At 63.1% G+C, this 15,882-nt stretch carries 14 protein-coding genes and 1 pseudogene; 4 read left to right on the top strand and 11 right to left on the bottom strand.

Translation table 11 applies throughout. From position 1 onward, the window contains the following. Positions 1–15: 15 nt before the first annotated feature. On the bottom strand, positions 16–825 hold the full coding sequence (locus HCN58_RS12755) for an SDR family NAD(P)-dependent oxidoreductase (protein WP_171579729.1): 810 nt from the start codon (positions 823–825) through the stop codon (positions 16–18). Between the two features lie 32 nt (positions 826–857). Beyond that, positions 858–2,699 (bottom strand): single-stranded-DNA-specific exonuclease RecJ, encoded by a 1,842-nt coding sequence (gene recJ, locus HCN58_RS12760; RefSeq protein WP_171579730.1) that lies wholly within the window; start codon positions 2,697–2,699, stop codon positions 858–860. Positions 2,700–3,011: 312 nt separating this feature from the next. On the opposite strand from recJ, the gene HCN58_RS12765 reads away from it, so the two are divergent. After that, positions 3,012–4,106, top strand: a complete 1,095-nt coding sequence (locus HCN58_RS12765) for a methyl-accepting chemotaxis protein (protein WP_171580354.1) — start codon at positions 3,012–3,014, stop codon at positions 4,104–4,106. Between the two features lie 4 nt (positions 4,107–4,110). Here HCN58_RS12765 and HCN58_RS12770 read toward each other — a convergent pair whose 3' ends face one another. The 5 genes from HCN58_RS12770 to HCN58_RS12790 all read right to left on the bottom strand — a co-directional run bounded on the left by HCN58_RS12770 (position 4,111) and on the right by HCN58_RS12790 (position 9,087). Continuing rightward, positions 4,111–4,830, bottom strand: coding sequence for a haloacid dehalogenase type II (locus HCN58_RS12770; protein ID WP_171579731.1), 720 nt, complete (start codon positions 4,828–4,830; stop codon positions 4,111–4,113). A 119-nt stretch (positions 4,831–4,949) separates the two neighbouring features. After that, positions 4,950–5,948 (bottom strand): class II fructose-bisphosphatase, encoded by a 999-nt coding sequence (gene glpX / locus HCN58_RS12775; protein ID WP_171579732.1) that lies wholly within the window; start codon positions 5,946–5,948, stop codon positions 4,950–4,952. A 76-nt stretch (positions 5,949–6,024) separates the two neighbouring features. Next, positions 6,025–7,344: a homoserine dehydrogenase gene (locus HCN58_RS12780; RefSeq protein WP_171579733.1), complete on the bottom strand. Its 1,320-nt coding sequence runs from the start codon at positions 7,342–7,344 to the stop codon at positions 6,025–6,027. A 26-nt stretch (positions 7,345–7,370) separates the two neighbouring features. Then, entirely contained in the window at positions 7,371–8,591 is a 1,221-nt protein-coding gene (locus HCN58_RS12785; protein WP_171579734.1) for an LL-diaminopimelate aminotransferase, read from the bottom strand. A gap of 202 nt (positions 8,592–8,793) precedes the next feature. Beyond that, positions 8,794–9,087, bottom strand: coding sequence for a hypothetical protein (locus HCN58_RS12790; RefSeq protein WP_171579735.1), 294 nt, complete (start codon positions 9,085–9,087; stop codon positions 8,794–8,796). Between HCN58_RS12790 and HCN58_RS12795 the strand changes: the two genes are divergently transcribed. The 3 genes from HCN58_RS12795 to HCN58_RS12805 all read left to right on the top strand — a co-directional run bounded on the left by HCN58_RS12795 (position 8,993) and on the right by HCN58_RS12805 (position 11,679). Then, complete coding sequence (locus tag HCN58_RS12795) at positions 8,993–9,382, top strand: hypothetical protein (protein WP_171579583.1); 390 nt, start codon at positions 8,993–8,995, stop codon at positions 9,380–9,382. The genes HCN58_RS12790 and HCN58_RS12795 overlap by 95 nt on opposite strands. Before the next feature lie 10 nt (positions 9,383–9,392). Beyond that, entirely contained in the window at positions 9,393–11,198 is a 1,806-nt protein-coding gene (locus HCN58_RS12800) for a PHA/PHB synthase family protein (protein WP_171580355.1), read from the top strand. An 82-nt stretch (positions 11,199–11,280) separates the two neighbouring features. Further along, positions 11,281–11,679, top strand: coding sequence for an MAPEG family protein (locus tag HCN58_RS12805; RefSeq protein WP_171580356.1), 399 nt, complete (start codon positions 11,281–11,283; stop codon positions 11,677–11,679). 267 nt (positions 11,680–11,946) lie between these two features. Here HCN58_RS12805 and pyk read toward each other — a convergent pair whose 3' ends face one another. The 4 genes and pseudogenes from pyk to HCN58_RS12825 all read right to left on the bottom strand — a co-directional run bounded on the left by pyk (position 11,947) and on the right by HCN58_RS12825 (position 15,882). Further along, positions 11,947–13,362, bottom strand: a complete 1,416-nt coding sequence (gene pyk, locus HCN58_RS12810) for a pyruvate kinase (RefSeq protein ID WP_171579736.1) — start codon at positions 13,360–13,362, stop codon at positions 11,947–11,949. A 15-nt stretch (positions 13,363–13,377) separates the two neighbouring features. Further along, positions 13,378–13,557: pseudogene (locus HCN58_RS35745) on the bottom strand (MOFRL family protein); the annotation flags it as partial. Between the two features lie 139 nt (positions 13,558–13,696). Continuing rightward, positions 13,697–15,106, bottom strand: a complete 1,410-nt coding sequence (locus HCN58_RS12820; RefSeq protein WP_171579737.1) for an outer membrane protein — start codon at positions 15,104–15,106, stop codon at positions 13,697–13,699. A 182-nt stretch (positions 15,107–15,288) separates the two neighbouring features. Further along, positions 15,289–15,882, bottom strand: a complete 594-nt coding sequence (locus HCN58_RS12825) for a class I SAM-dependent methyltransferase (protein ID WP_171579738.1) — start codon at positions 15,880–15,882, stop codon at positions 15,289–15,291.

Below are 15,882 nucleotides of genomic sequence, written 5' to 3' on the forward strand. Positions count from 1 at the left end.
ACTGCTGCCCGCGTTTTATGCGGGTCGCGCAACCCCACCCGCATTCATGCCCCCGTCGATGACGAGCTCGGTCCCGGTCACGTAGCGCGAGGCATCGGACGCCAGATACAACACGCCCTGCGCGATCTCTTCGGCGTGCCCGGCGCGGCCGAGCGGCGTTGCCATTTTGGCGCGCTCCTCGGGATCGATCGGCGCGTTCTGTCCGCTGCCTGTGGCTCCCGCCGGGATCTTGCCCCAGATCGGCGTGTCGATAATGCCGGGATGCACGGAGTTGACGCGGATGCCATCGCCGAACGTCGCGCACTCCATCGCGATCGCCTTGGCGAACAGCCGCACGCCGCCCTTGGTCGCGCAATAGCCAGAAAGACCGGCAGCACCGCGCAGGCCTGCCAGCGACGACATCATGACGATGGAGCCGCCGCCGGTCTTGCGCATCAGCGGCAGGCAATGCTTTACCGAAAGAAACACTCCGTCGAGATTGATCGCGGTCTGCCGCCGCCAGTCGGCTAGCGTCATCTCGGTGATCGACGGCACTGAAATGCCGATGCCGGCGTTCGAGACCAGCACGTCGAGCTGGCCGTAGCGCTTCATGATTTCGGCCACGACTTCGATCCAGCGCTCCTCGCTGGTGACGTCGTGATGCCAAAAACTCGCCTCCCCGCCCGCCTTCTTGATCCGCACGACGACCTCGGGGCCCTTGTGGTCGTCGACATCGGTCACGGCGACGGAGGCGCCCTCGCGCGCCAACAATTCACAAACCGCTTCGCCAATGCCGGATGCGCCGCCCGTCACCAATGCGACCTTGCCCTGAACCTGCCCTGCCATTTCTTCTCCCGTTTCTTTGTTGATTGTATTGATCACCTGATCACGGCCGGTCCCGGATCCGGCACCGCGACATCGAGCACGCGCAACTGCACCCGTTCCGAACCCTGGAAGCGGTCGACCGCGAGTGTTGCAGCGACGTGCAAAAGCTGGCCGCGGTTCTGCGTCAGCGCGTCTCCTAGCTTCTGTCCGACCGCGCGGAATGCGATGCCGTTGACGATGGCGCCGTCGCCGGACTTGAAGCGCACGCGCAGATGCGCCTGGCCGACTTCGTCGGCATAGACGAGCTGATGCGCCGGCAGCGCGATGACCGGCTCCGGATTGGCTGCGCCGAACGGACCGGCGCGGTTCAGCGTATTGGCGAACTCGACGGTCACGCTGCGCGCGCTGACGGCGCCATCGATGAACAACTCGTTCTCGTGACGGGAATTGGCGACGTCCTCGGCCAGCGCACTTTCCATGAAGGCGCGAAACTCCGCGAGCTTCTCTTTGCGCAGCGTCACGCCGGCAGCCATGGCATGGCCGCCGCCCTTCATCAAAAGCCGCTCCTTCACCGCCCGCCGCACCGCCTTGCCGAGGTCGACGCCTGAAATCGAGCGGCCCGAGCCAGTGCCGATGCCGCCGGGCTCCAGCGCAATGGCAAAGGCTGGACGCGCAAACTTCTCCTTCAGCCGCGAGGCGACCAGGCCGACGATGCCGGGATGCCAGCCTTCGGCAGCGGTCACGATGACAGCGCCCTTGTCCTCAAGCCCGAGCGAGGCCAGCGCCTCGGCCTCGGCCTGCGCCTCTGCCGCCTGCTCGATGACGCGCCGCTCGCTGTTCAGCCGGTCGAGCTCGGCCGCGATCCGCGCGGCTTCCGAAACGTCACCCTCCAGCAACAGCCGCACGCCAAGATCCGCCCGCCCGATCCGCCCGCCCGCATTGATGCGCGGCCCCAGCATGAAGCCGAGGTGCCAGGCTTCCGGCGGGCCGTTCAGCCGCGCCACGTCCATCAGCGCGGTATGCCCGATATGGTCGCGGCGGCGCATCGCGATCAGGCCCTTGGCGACGAAGGCGCGGTTGAGCCCCATCAGCGGCGCGACGTCAGCCACTGTGCCGAGCGCCACGTGATGCAGCATGCCCAAAAGGTCCGGCTCCGGCCGTTCGGCGCTCCAGAAGCCGCGGCCGCGCAATTCGCGGTTCACCGCGACGAGCGTGATGAGAACCAGACCGACCGCAGCCAGATGGCCAAGCCCGGAGAGATCGTCCGGCCGATTCGGGTTCACCAGCGCGTCAACCTCGGGCAACTCCTCGCCGGTCTGGTGATGATCGATCACGACGACGGACATGCCGAGCTTTCGCGCTTCCGCCAGCGGCTCGATGCTGGTGGTACCGCAATCGACCGTGACCAGCAGCGTTGCGCCTCTGGCTGCCAGCGCGCGCACCGCCTCAACATTGGGGCCATAGCCTTCAAAGATACGGTCCGGAATGTGGATCAGCGGGTCGAGCCCGCAATGGCGCAGATGCCAGGCCAGCAGCGCCGCCGACGTCGCGCCATCGACGTCGTAGTCGCCGAAGATCGCGACCTTTTCCCCGCGCATCGCCGCTTCCGCGATGCGTTTGGCCGCCGTCTCCATCGCCGTCACGGTGTGTGGATCGGGCATCAGTTTGCGGATGGTCGGATCTAGGAAGTCCTCGACCTCATCGATCCCGACATCGCGGCCCGCCAGCACGCGCGCCAGCATCTCTGGCAACTGGTACCGCTGCGTGATCGCCAGCGCCCGCGCCGCCCCTCGCGCATCGAGCCGGTCACGCCACAATTTGCCGGTCGCCGAACGCGCCACGCCGAGAAACGCCGGCGGCAGTTCAACGGGAAGCGCGGATGCGGGGAGGACCATGATGCCTTCGAGAGATAGGGGCAAAGCGGGCTGTCGGCAAACGCAAACGGGGGCGGCGGCGGGGTTGTCACAGCAAACGAATCAGGTGCGGCAACGCCGGCACAGCCTCCGGAGACGCGGCCCCGGCTATGCCGACAAAAGCGACTTGCACAAAGAACGTGCAACTTGTCCCGGTAAAACTACCCGCAACGCTGCGGAACTTAAACCAATCATTAGCCATGATCCCCGACAAATGAGTCGAACATGCTCTCGTTGAGTCTCGCCGATCCGCAGAAGATCGACATCCGCACAAAGACTGAGGAATTCCCGCCAATGTCCGCCGCGCTTCGCTCCCAAACCGCAACGATCGCAAAACAGCCGGCCAATTCAGCGCGCGCCGAGGACGAATCCGACGTTTCCGCGCTGATCGCGAGATTAACCGCCGAGGTCAACCAGGTCGCCTGCGAGAAGACCAAGTCGATCCAGAAGATCACCAACCAGATGAAGATGCTGGCGCTGAACGCGCTGATCGAGAGCTCGCGCGCCGGCGCGCAAGGAGCGGGCTTTGCCGTGGTGGCGCAGGAAGTCCGCAATGTCGGCCAGCAAGTCGAGACCATTGCCCGCGAGCTCGAAAGCCAGCTCACCAACCGGACCGGCAATCTGATGAATTCGATCGCGCAGATGGCCGACCGCTCGCGCGGCGAGCGCATGGTCGACCTGTCGCTCAGTGCCATCGAGCTGATCGACCGCAATCTCTATGAGCGCACTTGCGACGTACGCTGGTGGGCGACCGATTCCGCCGTCGTCGATTGCGCAGCCGCGCCGCAGGCTGCGGCCGTCAACCATGTGTCGGAACGGATGGCGGTGATCCTCGGCGCCTATACCGTCTATCTCGATCTCTGGCTCTGCGATGTCGACGGCAATGTGCTGGCCAACGGCCGCGCCGATCGCTTTGGCGTCGTGGGCCAGAATGTAGCGCAGACCAAGTGGTTCCGCGCAGCGCGAGCCTTGCGCTCCGGCGACGACTACGCCGTCGGCGACGTCGAATGCCAGCCCTTGCTCGGCAACGCCCAGGTCGTGACGTATTGCGCCAGCGTCCGCGAAGGTGGCAAGGCACTCGGCAAACCGACCGGCGTGCTGGCGATCCATTTCGACTGGGAACCGCAAGCCCGGGCCATCGTCCAGGGCGTCCGCGTCGGCGCGGCCGACAAGGCGCGCGTGCTGCTGGTCGATTCGAATTTCCGGGTGATCGCCGCGTCTGACGGCCAGGGCCTGCTCACCGAACGCGTCTCGCTTCCTTTGGAAGGGCGACGCTCCGGCTTCCATCAGGACCGCTCCGGAACGATGGTCGCATTCCACGCCACACCGGGGTACGAGACCTACAGGGGTCTTGGCTGGTTCGGTGTGATCCAGGCCGGTGCCGGATAGCCCCTTAGCACCCCAGCCGATCGGCGATGCCGGCAAAATCCTTGGCCACGATGTCCCAATCACCCTTGGCCTCGAAATCATATTTCTGGTGCGGCCCGTATTCGGTCGGACGTGCGACGAAGGCAGTCTTGAGACCATTCTTCTGCGCGGCTTTCAGATCGTTGTTGTGGGCGGCGACCATCATCACCTGCTCCGGCGGCAGGCAGAGCAATTTGGCAGCGCCGAGATAGGTTTCGGGATCGGGCTTGTAGTGCTCGAACAATTCCGCCGACATGATGAGGTCCCACGGCAGGCCGGCGAACTTTGCCATGTTGGTCAACAGCGCGACGTTGCCGTTGGAGAGCGGCGAGATGATGTATTTCGTCTTCAGCCGCGTCAGCCCGGGGACGCTGTCGGGCCACGGATGCAGGCGATGCCAGCCCATCGTCAGGTAATGCAGATCGGCGTCCCGCAGGCCTTTGATCGCGAATTGCGCGACCAGCTTTTCCAGCGAGCGCCGGTGCAGCGTGTCCAGAATCTGATAGCCGCGCTCGGGATGTTTGCGCACCTCGTCCATCGAGGCCATGTAGACCGCGCGCCAGCCGTCGACCAAAGCGGTCCAGTCGGCCCTGATGCCGGAGGTTTTCGACCATTCGGTGAAATCATTGATGAGGCTGGTGCGCCAGTCGACTACGGTGCCGAACACGTCGAACACCAGCGCTTTCACTGCGGAAACGTCGGACATCGTCACGCCCTCCCTTTATCCGTCATTCCGGGGCGATGCACAGCATCGAACTATGGTGCGCAATTGCGCACCTGAGAATCTCGAGATTCCGGGTTCGCTTCGCACCCCGGAATGACAGCTCAATCCAGATGAAACTTATCCAGCTGCCGGTGCTCGGCCTTGATGGTGCGCACCGTGCCGGTCACCGAGCGCATCACTACGGTTTCGGTCTCGATGACGTCCTTGCGGAATTTGACGCCCGTAAGCAGCGAACCCGTGGTGACGCCGGTGGCCGCAAACAGGCAGTCGCCCCGCACCATGTCCTCGATGCCGTAGATCATCTTCGGATCGGTCACGCCCATCTTGTGCGCGCGCTCGCGCTTCTCCTCGCTGTCGAGGATCAGCCGGCACTGCATCTGGCCGCCGATGCAGCGCAGCGCTGCCGCCGCCAGCACGCCCTCCGGCGCGCCGCCGGTGCCGATATACATGTCGACGCCGGTGTTATCGGGATCGGCGCAATGAATGACGCCGGCTACGTCGCCGTCGGTGATCAGCCGCACCGCGGCGCCGGTCGAGCGGACGCCGGCGATGATATCGGCGTGGCGCGGGCGGTCGAGCACCAGCACCGTGATTGCGGCAGCCTCGACGCCCTTGGCTTTCGCGAGCCGGCGGACATTGTCGGCAGGCGACGCGTCGAGCTCGACCACGCCCTTGGCGAAGCCGGGGCCGACCGCGAGCTTTTGCATATAGACGTCGGGCGCATGCAGCAGCGTGCCGCCGTCAGCCATCGCCATGGTCGCGATCGCGCCTGGCATGTTCTTGGCGCAGAGCGTGGTGCCTTCCAGCGGGTCAACGGCGATATCGACCTGGGGACCGGCATTCAGCCCGACCTTCTCGCCGATGAACAGCATCGGCGCCTCGTCGCGTTCGCCCTCGCCGATCACGATCGTGCCTTCGATCGGCAGCTTGTTGAGTTCGCGCCGCATCGCGTCCACAGCGGCCTGGTCCGCTGCTTTCTCCTGGCCGTGGCCGCGCAGCCGCGCGGCCGAAACGGCTGCACGTTCCGTCACCCGCACGATCTCGAGAGTGAGGATGCGCTCGAGCAATAATTGCGGCGGAACGGAAATATGGGTCGACATCGGCTTACTCCTTAAACCTGCACGGGCCCCCGGCCCGTAATCAATCGTATCACGCGCAACCCATGCAAATCGCGCGCTAGTTTTTCTCGATTCGTATCACCTGTGGCCGGCCGCTGATCACCTTGTCGCGCTGCACCGCCTCCAGCGCGCGATAGACCGCGTCCTCGGACGTTGCGTAGGTGATCAGGATGACTGGAACCGGTGCGGCTTTTTTAGCCGCGCCGTTCGCGTCGACACCTTCGGGATGTCGCTGCACGATCGATTCCAGCGAAATCTTCTGTTCGGCGAGGCGGGTGGCGATGGTGGCGGCGGTGCCGGCGAGGTCGCGAGCCATCAGGCGGATGTAGTAGCCGCCCTCATGCCGCTCCATCGGCGCCTTGGTGGTGTCGCGCAGCCGCTCCACCGGGCGCCCGAACGGCTTGGCGCGAATGCCGCGCGCCACGTCGGCGATGTCGGCAACTACCGCGGACGCCGTCGCAGCCCCGCCAGCGCCGGGTCCCACCAGCGTGATCGGGGGAATGCCCTCGCCATCGACAGTCACGGCATTAGTGACGCCCATCACCTGCGCGATCGAGGACGATTTTGGCACCATGGTCGGATGCACGCGCTGCTCGATGCCCTTGCTGGTGCGCACCGCGACGCCCAGCAGTTTGACGCGGTAGCCCAGTTCTTCAGCCGCGCGCAGATCTTCCGGCGCGATCGAGGAGATGCCTTCGACATACACCGCGCTCTGTGCCACCTTGGTGCCGAAGGCAAGACTCGCCAGGATCGCAAGCTTCTGGGCCGTGTCATGGCCGTCGATGTCGAAGGACGGATTGGCTTCGGCATAGCCGAGCCGCTGCGCATCCTTCAGGCATTCGGCAAACGACAGGCCTTCCTGCTCCATTCGAGTCAGGATGTAATTGCAGGTGCCGTTGAGGATGCCGTAGACGCGGTTGACGCCGGTGCCGGCAAGTCCTTCGCGCAGGGTCTTGATGACAGGAATGGCAGCGCCGACGGCCGCCTCGTAGTTGAACGCGCCGCCGTGCTTCTCCGCGGCCTTGGCCAAGCGCAACCCGTGCTTGGCGATCAGCGCCTTGTTGGCGGTTACCACCGACTTGCCGGCCTTCAGCGCAGCCTCGATCGCCGACAGCGCCGGCTCGCCGGAGCCGCCCATCAGTTCGACGAAGCAATCGACGCTGGGATCGGTGGCCAGCGCCAGCGGGCTTTTGGCCCAGTCGATACCGCGCAGGTCGAGCGAACGCTTTTTTGTTTTTGAGCGCGCGGTAACGGCAACGACGCGCACGCCGCGCCCGCTGCGCTCAGCAAGCGCCCGCGACTGCTCTTCGATGAGGCGGACGACTTCAGCACCAACAGTGCCGAGCCCCGCGATACCCACTCTCAGGGGTGCGACCATGAATGAGAGAACCTGCAAAAAAGGAATTAGCGCCGATTGGCGAGAGGAACCACGTTGTGCAACGTTTCAATGCCGCTTTCAAGGAAGCGGCGTACCCCGCGCGCCGCCTGGCGGATACGTTGCTCGTTTTCCACCATGGCGATGCGAACAAAGCCCTCGCCATGCTCGCCGAAGGCGACGCCGGGCGAAACCACCACACCGGATTTCTCCACCATCAGGGTCGCGAACTGCATGCTGCCGACGCCCTCGAACGCCTTCGGCAGCGGCGCCCAGGCGAACATCGAGGCCTGCGGCGGCGGAATCTCCCAGCCCGCCCGGCCGAACGATTCGACCAGTGCGTCGCGGCGCCTGCGGTAGGTGTCGCGCATCTCCTTGATGCAATCGTCAGGCCCGTTCAGCGCGGCGGTGGCGGCGACTTGAATGGGCGTGAACGCGCCGTAGTCGAGGTAGGATTTCACCCGCGCCAGCGCGGCAATGATCCGCTCGTTGCCGACCGCAAAGCCCATGCGCCAGCCCGCCATCGAGAACGTCTTCGACATCGAGGTGAATTCGACGGTGACGTCGATTGCGCCCGGCACCTGCAGCACCGAGGGCGGCGGATTGCTGTCGTCGAAATAGACCTCGGCGTAAGCCAGATCCGAAAGGATGAAGATCTCGTGCTTCTTCGCGAACGCGACCAGATCCTTGTAGAAATCGAGCTCGGCGACATAGGCGGTCGGGTTCGAGGGATAGCAGACGATCAGCGCGATCGGCTTCGGGATCGAATGAATGATCGCGCGCTCCACCGCCTCGAAAAACTGCGGCGTCGGCTCCGAAGGCACCGACCGGATCACGCCGCCCGCCATCAGGAACCCGAAGGCATGGATCGGATAGCTCGGATTGGGGCACAGCACGACGTCGCCGGGCGCGGTAATCGCCTGCGCCACATTGGCAAAGCCCTCCTTCGAACCCAGCGTCGCGACGATCTGGGTATCCGGATTGAGCTTTACGCCGAACCGCCGTCCGTAATAGGCGGCTTGCGCCTTGCGCAGGCCGTTGATGCCGCGCGAGGCCGAGTAGCGATCGGTCCGCGGCTTGCCCAGCGTCTCCTTCAGCTTCTCGAGCACATGGGGCGGCGTCGGCAAGTCCGGATTGCCCATGCCCATGTCGATGATGTCGGCCCCGGCATTGCGCGCGGCCGCCTTGGCCTGATTGACCTTCTCGAACACGTAAGGCGGCAGGCGGCGAATGCGATAGAAATCTTCCATGGGACCCTTGCTCCGACAACCGGCAGGACAGAATCGGACGGAACCTGCGCGCGCTACGAAACCCGATCGGCTTCGTTCCAAAAATCGTGCCCAATCAAGGATTTGGGGCGAATTCAGGCGCGAGGTCTCTAGGCTTCCTGACCCGCAATGCGGTTGAATTGAGTTCTTTTACCACGGGAGCCCGGCAGCGCCAGTTATTAGGTCACTTCTTGGCCGGTTTTGGCGGGGTAGCGGCGGTCGCCTGCCGGTCTCGCGCGGCCGTCAGCTCTGCCTGAATTTTGGCCAGCTCGGCCGGCTTCATCGCCTCCTCGGTGCGGTCCGGTGGCAGGTCGTGAACCGGGAGATAGCCGCCGGCTTCCTTCGGACGCTCGGGCGCGTCCGCCGGCAGGCCGAGGCTTGGCATGTCCGCGATCTGGGTCGAGCAGCCGCCGAGCGCTAATGCCGACGCTAACAGCGCGGCAATCGACCACCGCCTTATCGTCCGATTGACCGGCATCCGTCCGGAAATCCCCAACTACCGCACCGCACGCGCATCGCGACGACATCGATGCGCTGGTACGAGCCTTGCAACGCCAAATCGTCCCGCGGCGTTGATTTCGCTAGAACCGTTCAAACCATTGTCGCCCGAAACGATTAAAGCCCAAAGAGCAAATTCGACAGGTGCGGCCTCAATGTGTCGGATGCGGCTTCAATGTGTCGAAACACAGAAACTTTATCGCAGTGCAGCAGGGGTTAACTCCAAACCCGTCGCCGACGATCCGCGCGATGACGAACCCGAAATGAAGTTATAGTGTGCTTGATATGAGTGACGTCAACACCGAAACCCAGGCTTCGAAAACGTTCAACGCCGAAGCCTTTGCCATGAACATCGCCAGGGCGATGGAAACGAGCGGCCAGGCGCTCGCGGCCTATCTCAAGCCGCGCGAGACCGGCGAGGTGATGGACAAGCCGCCCAGCGAAATCGGCGAGATGGTCAAGACCTTCACCAAGGTGGCGGAATACTGGCTGACGGACAGGGAACGCGCCGAGCAGCTGCAGACGAAGATGGCGATGGCCTATCTCGATCTCTGGGGCTGCGCGATGCGCCGCATGGCCGGCGAACAGGCCAAGCCTGCGATCGAGCCGTCGCCGCGCGACAAGCGCTTTAAGGATCCGGAGTGGAAATCGAATCAGTTCTTCGATTTCGTGCTGCAGCTCTATCTGCTCACCGCGCAATGGGCGCAAGAACTGGTGAAGAACGCCGAAGGCGTCGATCCGCACACGCGCAAGAAGGCCGAGTTCTACGTCCAGCAGATCACCAACGCAATCTCGCCGTCGAATTTCGTGCTCACCAATCCGGAAGTGCTGCGCGAGACGCTGGCGTCGAACGGCGACAACCTCGTTCGCGGCATGAAGATGCTGGCGGAAGACATCGAGGCCGGACGCGGCACGCTGCGCATTCGTCAGTCCGACCCGTCCAATCTCGTCGTCGGCGTCAACATGGCGACGACTCCGGGCAAGGTGATCTTCCAGAACGAGCTGATGCAGCTCATCCAGTATACCCCGACCACGGAGACGGTGTTGCGCACGCCGCTCCTGATCGTGCCGCCCTGGATCAACAAGTTCTACATTCTCGATCTCAAGCCGGAGAAATCCTACATCAAATGGTGCGTCGATCAGGGCATCACCGTGTTCGTGATCTCCTGGGTCAATCCGGACAAGGAACTCGGCAAGAAGACCTTCGACGACTACATGAAAGAAGGCCCGCTGACCGCGATGGACGTCATCGAAAAGGTGTCGGGCGAGATGAAAGTCCACACCGCCGGCTACTGCGTCGGCGGCACCCTGCTGGCGTCGACGCTGGCCTGGCTTGCCGAGAAGCGGCGCCAGCGCGTCACCTCGGCGACGTTCTTTGCGGCGCAGGTCGACTTCACCCATGCCGGCGATTTGCTCGTTTTCGTCGACGAAGACCAGATCTCGACACTGGAGCGCGAGATGGAAGAAAGGGGCGTTCTCGAAGGCAGCAAGATGGCGATGGCCTTCAACATGTTGCGCTCCAACGATTTGATCTGGTCGTATGTCGTCAGCAACTACCTGAAGGGACAGCAGCCCTCCTCGTTCGACCTCCTGCATTGGAATTCCGACGCCACGCGGATGCCGGCGGCCAACCATTCCTATTACTTGCGCAACTGCTATCTGGAGAACCGGCTGTCCTCGGGCAGCATGGTGCTCGATAACACCCTGCTCGACCTGTCGAAGGTCAAGGTGCCCGTCTACAATCTTGCGACGCGGGAGGACCATATCGCGCCGGCGGATTCGGTGCTCTACGGTTCGCAATTCTTCGGCGGGCCGGTCAGGTATGTGCTGTCCGGCTCCGGCCATATCGCCGGCGTGGTCAACCCGCCGGCGGCGGGCAAGTACCAGTACTGGACCAACGACAACGTCAAGGACGTCACGCTCGCCGACTGGATGAAGAACGCCACCGAGCACAAGGGTTCGTGGTGGCCCGACTGGCTGCAATGGCTGGAGGGCATCGATCCCGAACGCGTGCCAGCGCGCGCCGTCGGTTCCGAAGAGATGCCGCCGATCGAGGACGCACCCGGCAGTTACGTCAAGGTCCGCGCGTAGCGCGGCCGCGGGCGGTTGGGTATAACCTGATATCCCGTGCCGGGAATCGAAATCGTTTGAGGGGAAACCGATGACGCAACCAATCACGCGTGAATTGTTCTGGCTGACTCTGACCGTGATTTTGACCGGGCTGATGTGGATCCCCTACATCGTCAACCGTTGTCAGGTGCGCGGCTTCTCCGGTGCCATGGCCAATCCCTCGCGCAACGACAAGCCGCAGGCGGATTGGGCCAACCGGCTGATGTTCGCCCATGACAACGCGGTCGAAAATTTGATCGTCTTCGCGCCGCTGGTACTGATCCTGAACGCCATCGATTATTCCGACAGATGGACCGTGCTGGCCTGCGCCGTCTATTTCTGGGCCCGCATCGCCCACCTGATCGTCTACACACTCGGCCTCCCGGTGTTCCGCTCGCTCGCCTTCACCGTCGGCTTCCTGGCGCAAGCCGTGCTGGCGCTCGCGATCTTCAGGGTGGTCTGAGGCAACTCCCCCGAGCATCTATCTGCTTGGAGCGTCATCCGGGCGCTAATGGTCGACTCCGCAATCTTGAGATTCCGGATTTGGCTATGGGCGTCCCTAGGGCGAGAAATATGTAATCCAACAAGGACTTTCTTGAGTTCCACGGATTGCCGGAAGAAATAATCTTGTCCCTCGTCGATCGCGCTCAGTCGCTGGCGAAAGCTTGGGACGATCGCACCATGCCTCAGAGCTCGTCCGCCAAGTGCCAAACTCGGAAGTCAGCGTCGCCTAGCTAATCTGAACTACGCGAAGATTGTTTGTGGTGCCTGCTTCGCCAAACGGAACGCCGGCTACCACCACGATGGAATCTGCCTGCTGCGCAAAGTCTTCGCTGAGCGCCCTCTGTGTCGCGCGATCAACCATTTCCTCGTATGTATTGACGTCCTTGGACAGGACGCTATGAGCACCCCACAAGAGGCAAAGCTGCCGCGACACTCTTTGGTCCGGGGTCACGGCGAGAATCGAAACCTTCGGTCGTTTGCGGGCAATGCGGGCCGCCGTCGTCCCGCTCGAGGTGAAGGCGACGATGGCTGCGGCATCAATGGCCTCGGCGAGATCGGCGGCAGCGGCGGCAACGGCGTGAGGCGCGGTCTCTTCCTCGCCCGGCTGCGAGGCGTTGATGATCGAATGATACATCTTGTGCCGCTCGGTGCTCTCGATAATGCGGCTCATCATGGCGACCGCCTCGCAGGGATATTGACCGGTCGCGGATTCCGCAGAAAGCATTACCGCGTCGGCGCCATCATAGATCGCCGTAGCGACATCAGAGGCTTCGGCTCGCGTTGGCGTGGGTGCCGCAACCATCGAGTCGAGCATCTGGGTTGCGACGATCACCGGCTTTCCGATCAGACGGCAGGACCTGATCAACTCCTTTTGGCGACCGGGCACATCTTCGTGCGGAATCTCCACGCCCAGATCGCCGCGGGCAACCATGACCGCGTCGGAGAGGCGGACGATGTCATCGATGTGTTCGAGGGCTGCGGGCTTTTCGACCTTCGTCATGATCCCGGCACGATTACCTATGAGCCCGCGAGCCTCGATGACATCCCCGGGTTTCTGAACAAACGAAAGGGCCACCCAATCAACGCCTAGTTCGAGGCCGAATTCGAGATCGGCGCGATCTTTCTCGGTTAGCGGGGACAGGCTCAAAACGGCGGTGGGGACGTTCACTCCTTTGCGGTTAGAGATGACGCCGCCAATGATGATTTTCGCATCAATTGAATCGGCAGTCAGCCCCGTCACGCGAACACGAACCCGTCCATCGTCAATCAGCAGATCATCGCCCGGGGCGACTGCGTCGAAAATCTCGGGATGGGGCAGCGGGATCGACATCCTGTCACCGTCAGAGCCGGACAGAACAAAACGGACGTGCTCTCCGCTGGCGACGGCGATCTTTCCATCGCTGATGGTTCCGACCCGGATTTTCGGCCCCTGCAAATCCTGCAGGATGCCGATCGGCCGGCCGACCTTAAGTTCCAGCGCGCGTATGGCCGCGTGAACCTTGGCATGATCGTCGTGCGTACCATGACTGAAGTTCAACCGAAATGTGTCGACGCCCGCAAGGAAGAGCGCTTCCAGCATTTCTGGTGATCCGCTCGCCGGACCGACGGTGGCAACAATTTTCGCTCTGCGATTGCGTCGCATGGTCTATTCGGCCTCTCAGCCGCCCTTGGTGATTAGAATCGTCCTGATATCGTTGACGTTGGTGTCAGTCGGACCGGTACGAACGGGATCGCCGATCGCGGCGCAGAAACTATAGCTGTCATGAGCGGCAACGAAAGCCCGGGGTTCAAGGTTCCCGGCCCGGGCGCGCTCAAGCGTATCCGGCTGCACACTGGCCCTTACCGTCGGCTTCCTGGCGCAAGCCGTGCTGGCGATCGTCAAGGTGGCGTAAGGCTCTCTCCGCAAACCAAATCCAAAGCAAAGAACCCCGGAGGTCGGCTCCCGGGGTTTTTCATTGGCGCCTCTGAAACAGCGCTCAGTACTTCGCAACAACCGGCGAATTGAAGTGGTAGTTGATGCCGGTGCGGAAGATGTGCTCGGTTACTGAGCGGGTGGACGTCACCGGGGTAGCACCGATGATGAAGTTGTCCGAGGTCGAACCAAGGTCCGCGTAGAGATACTCGGTTTTGGTCGTCCAGTTCGGGCCCAGCAAGCCCAGCAGCGTAAACGGCGTTTCGATGCCCGCGCCGGCGGTCCAGCCGGTCTTGGTGTGCTCAAACGATTGCGTCACCAGCCCAGCGAATGAGGCCGTGTTGATCTTGGTCTTGATGCTGCCGTATGCGAGACCGCCCGTCGCATAGAACAAGGTCGATCCGACCGAATATCCGAGCCGGCCGCGCGCCGTGCCGAACCAGGGCAACGTGGCATCGTACGCCGCCATCAGCCCGGGCGTGCAGGTGAGAATGCACGTCTTGTTGTCCTTCTGGGTGCTGCCCTGAATATCGGCCTCCAGACCGAACACCCAGTTGGCCGCCTGCCAGTTGTAGCCGGCCTGGACGCCGCCATTGATCCCGTCGGGCGCCAGATTGAAGGTCTCAAGAACTGGCGCCGCCGGTACGCTCAGGGAGCTGCGATCGCGGCCGGTGCCGGACCCGAAATTGCCGCCGAGATAGAACCCGGCCCAGTTGGCCGCCACGACCGGCGCATAGGCCGTGTTGCCGCCGATGCGGTAGTTCAAACCGACACGAAAGATGTTTTCACGAATTTCGGTGTTGATCGGGGTTGCGAACAACAGCGTCGAGATGTCCGTCTTGTTGCCGAGATTGAGGTAGAGGTATTCGATCTTTCCGGTCCAGTTTCCGCCCAGCGCGGCTTCGACGCCGCTGCCGACCACCCACCCGCTCTGCGTACGATCGGTCGCGAAGCTCGTAGTGATGCCGGCTACCGTCTCGGTCGCGTTGGTCTTGACGTTTCCAAACGCGTAGCCGGCGGTCACGTAGCTCAGCACCGGACCATTGGCGATGCCGATGCGCCCGCGCGCGGTGCCGAACCAGTCAGGCTTCTGGCGATAGCTGGCGTTGATGCCGAACAGTGAAAAATTGGCGCGATCATCGCTCAGGCCGCCGCCCTGAATATCTGCCTCGACACCAAGAACGATCGGGCCGAGTACGGAAGCTGTCTGCCAGTTGTAGCCGATCTGGGCGCCGCCGAATGCTCCCTGCGGCGACGTGTAGAACGAGTAAGGCGATCCGGTGTTGAGCCAGTCGTGCTGAAGACGATCGCGCCCCAGACCGACGCCGGCATTGACGCCGATGTAAAAGCCGGTCCAGTCGTAGACGGCTGCCAGCGCTGGAGCTTTGGTGTAGGGGCGGGCGGCGAGGTCTGCGGCGATCGTCGGGGCTGATCCCAGGCCAACGAGCGCGGTGGCCAGCAAGTACTTTTTCATTTTACGGCATTCCCAGTCCGGCATTCCCAGAACTTCAGACGCGAGAGCTGCCGGCACTTGGGCAATGTTTCTACTGGATTCGCGTCTTAATGCTGTAGCCCGGCAGCCACATCTTCCGGGCGCTTCGCTCTCGGGAGAGAGCGCGGCAATATTCATTCAGCCAATATCATGGCAGACGATCTTCAGCGGCCTTTTTGAGCGACGGCAAACAGCATCGACGCCATCTTGTCGTCGAATCCCCTGACTTCGCCGCGCTCCATCGACAGCGAGCTCCAGCTCCCCGCCTCGGCATAGGTCGTCCGCAGCCACTCCTGCGAGGGATAGTTGTAGTAGCGATCGAGCGCGTCGCGTCCGGCTGCATCGCCTTCCTTGTAACTCGCAAAGAACACGCCGCCCGGTCTCAGCGCGCACCGGATTAGCGAGAGAACGGTCGCAAGTTGCTCGCGTGGCACATGCAGCAGACAGGCATTGGCCCAAACCGCGTCATACGCGTCGACCTCGTCAAGCTCGTGGAACAGCAGCGTTTCAACCGGACGGCCGAGACGCTTTGATGCCACCTCGGCCATTTCCGGCGACCCGTCGGTTGCGCGAACATCGAACCCGCGCGCCAGCATTTCCGCTGTGTCACCGCCGGCGCCACATCCGAGTTCGAGAATGGTTGCGCCCGGCGGCAGCAGCGCCAGAAATGCCGTCAGCCTCGCCTGGCGCGAGGTGATCTCGCGCCAGGCATAGGCTTGCGCGTTACTGCGGTAGAATTGCAAGGTTTGCTCATCCAC

The sequence above is a fragment of the Bradyrhizobium australiense genome (assembly GCF_013114825.1).
GTDB classification, from domain to species: Bacteria; Pseudomonadota; Alphaproteobacteria; order Rhizobiales; family Xanthobacteraceae; genus Bradyrhizobium; species Bradyrhizobium australiense.

Coding starts and splice junctions, on each gene's coding strand:
- HCN58_RS12755 (WP_171579729.1), bottom strand. CDS start 825: ATGGCAGGGCAGGTTCAGGGCAAGGTCGCATTGGTGACGGGCGGCGCA.
- recJ (WP_171579730.1), bottom strand. CDS start 2,699: ATGGTCCTCCCCGCATCCGCGCTTCCCGTTGAACTGCCGCCGGCGTTT.
- HCN58_RS12765 (WP_171580354.1), top strand. CDS start 3,012: ATGTCCGCCGCGCTTCGCTCCCAAACCGCAACGATCGCAAAACAGCCG.
- HCN58_RS12770 (WP_171579731.1), bottom strand. CDS start 4,830: ATGTCCGACGTTTCCGCAGTGAAAGCGCTGGTGTTCGACGTGTTCGGC.
- glpX (WP_171579732.1), bottom strand. CDS start 5,948: ATGTCGACCCATATTTCCGTTCCGCCGCAATTATTGCTCGAGCGCATC.
- HCN58_RS12780 (WP_171579733.1), bottom strand. CDS start 7,344: ATGGTCGCACCCCTGAGAGTGGGTATCGCGGGGCTCGGCACTGTTGGT.
- HCN58_RS12785 (WP_171579734.1), bottom strand. CDS start 8,591: ATGGAAGATTTCTATCGCATTCGCCGCCTGCCGCCTTACGTGTTCGAG.
- HCN58_RS12795 (WP_171579583.1), top strand. CDS start 8,993: ATGTCCGCGATCTGGGTCGAGCAGCCGCCGAGCGCTAATGCCGACGCT.
- HCN58_RS12790 (WP_171579735.1), bottom strand. CDS start 9,087: ATGCCGGTCAATCGGACGATAAGGCGGTGGTCGATTGCCGCGCTGTTA.
- HCN58_RS12800 (WP_171580355.1), top strand. CDS start 9,393: ATGAGTGACGTCAACACCGAAACCCAGGCTTCGAAAACGTTCAACGCC.
- pyk (WP_171579736.1), bottom strand. CDS start 13,362: ATGCGACGCAATCGCAGAGCGAAAATTGTTGCCACCGTCGGTCCGGCG.
- HCN58_RS12820 (WP_171579737.1), bottom strand. CDS start 15,106: ATGAAAAAGTACTTGCTGGCCACCGCGCTCGTTGGCCTGGGATCAGCC.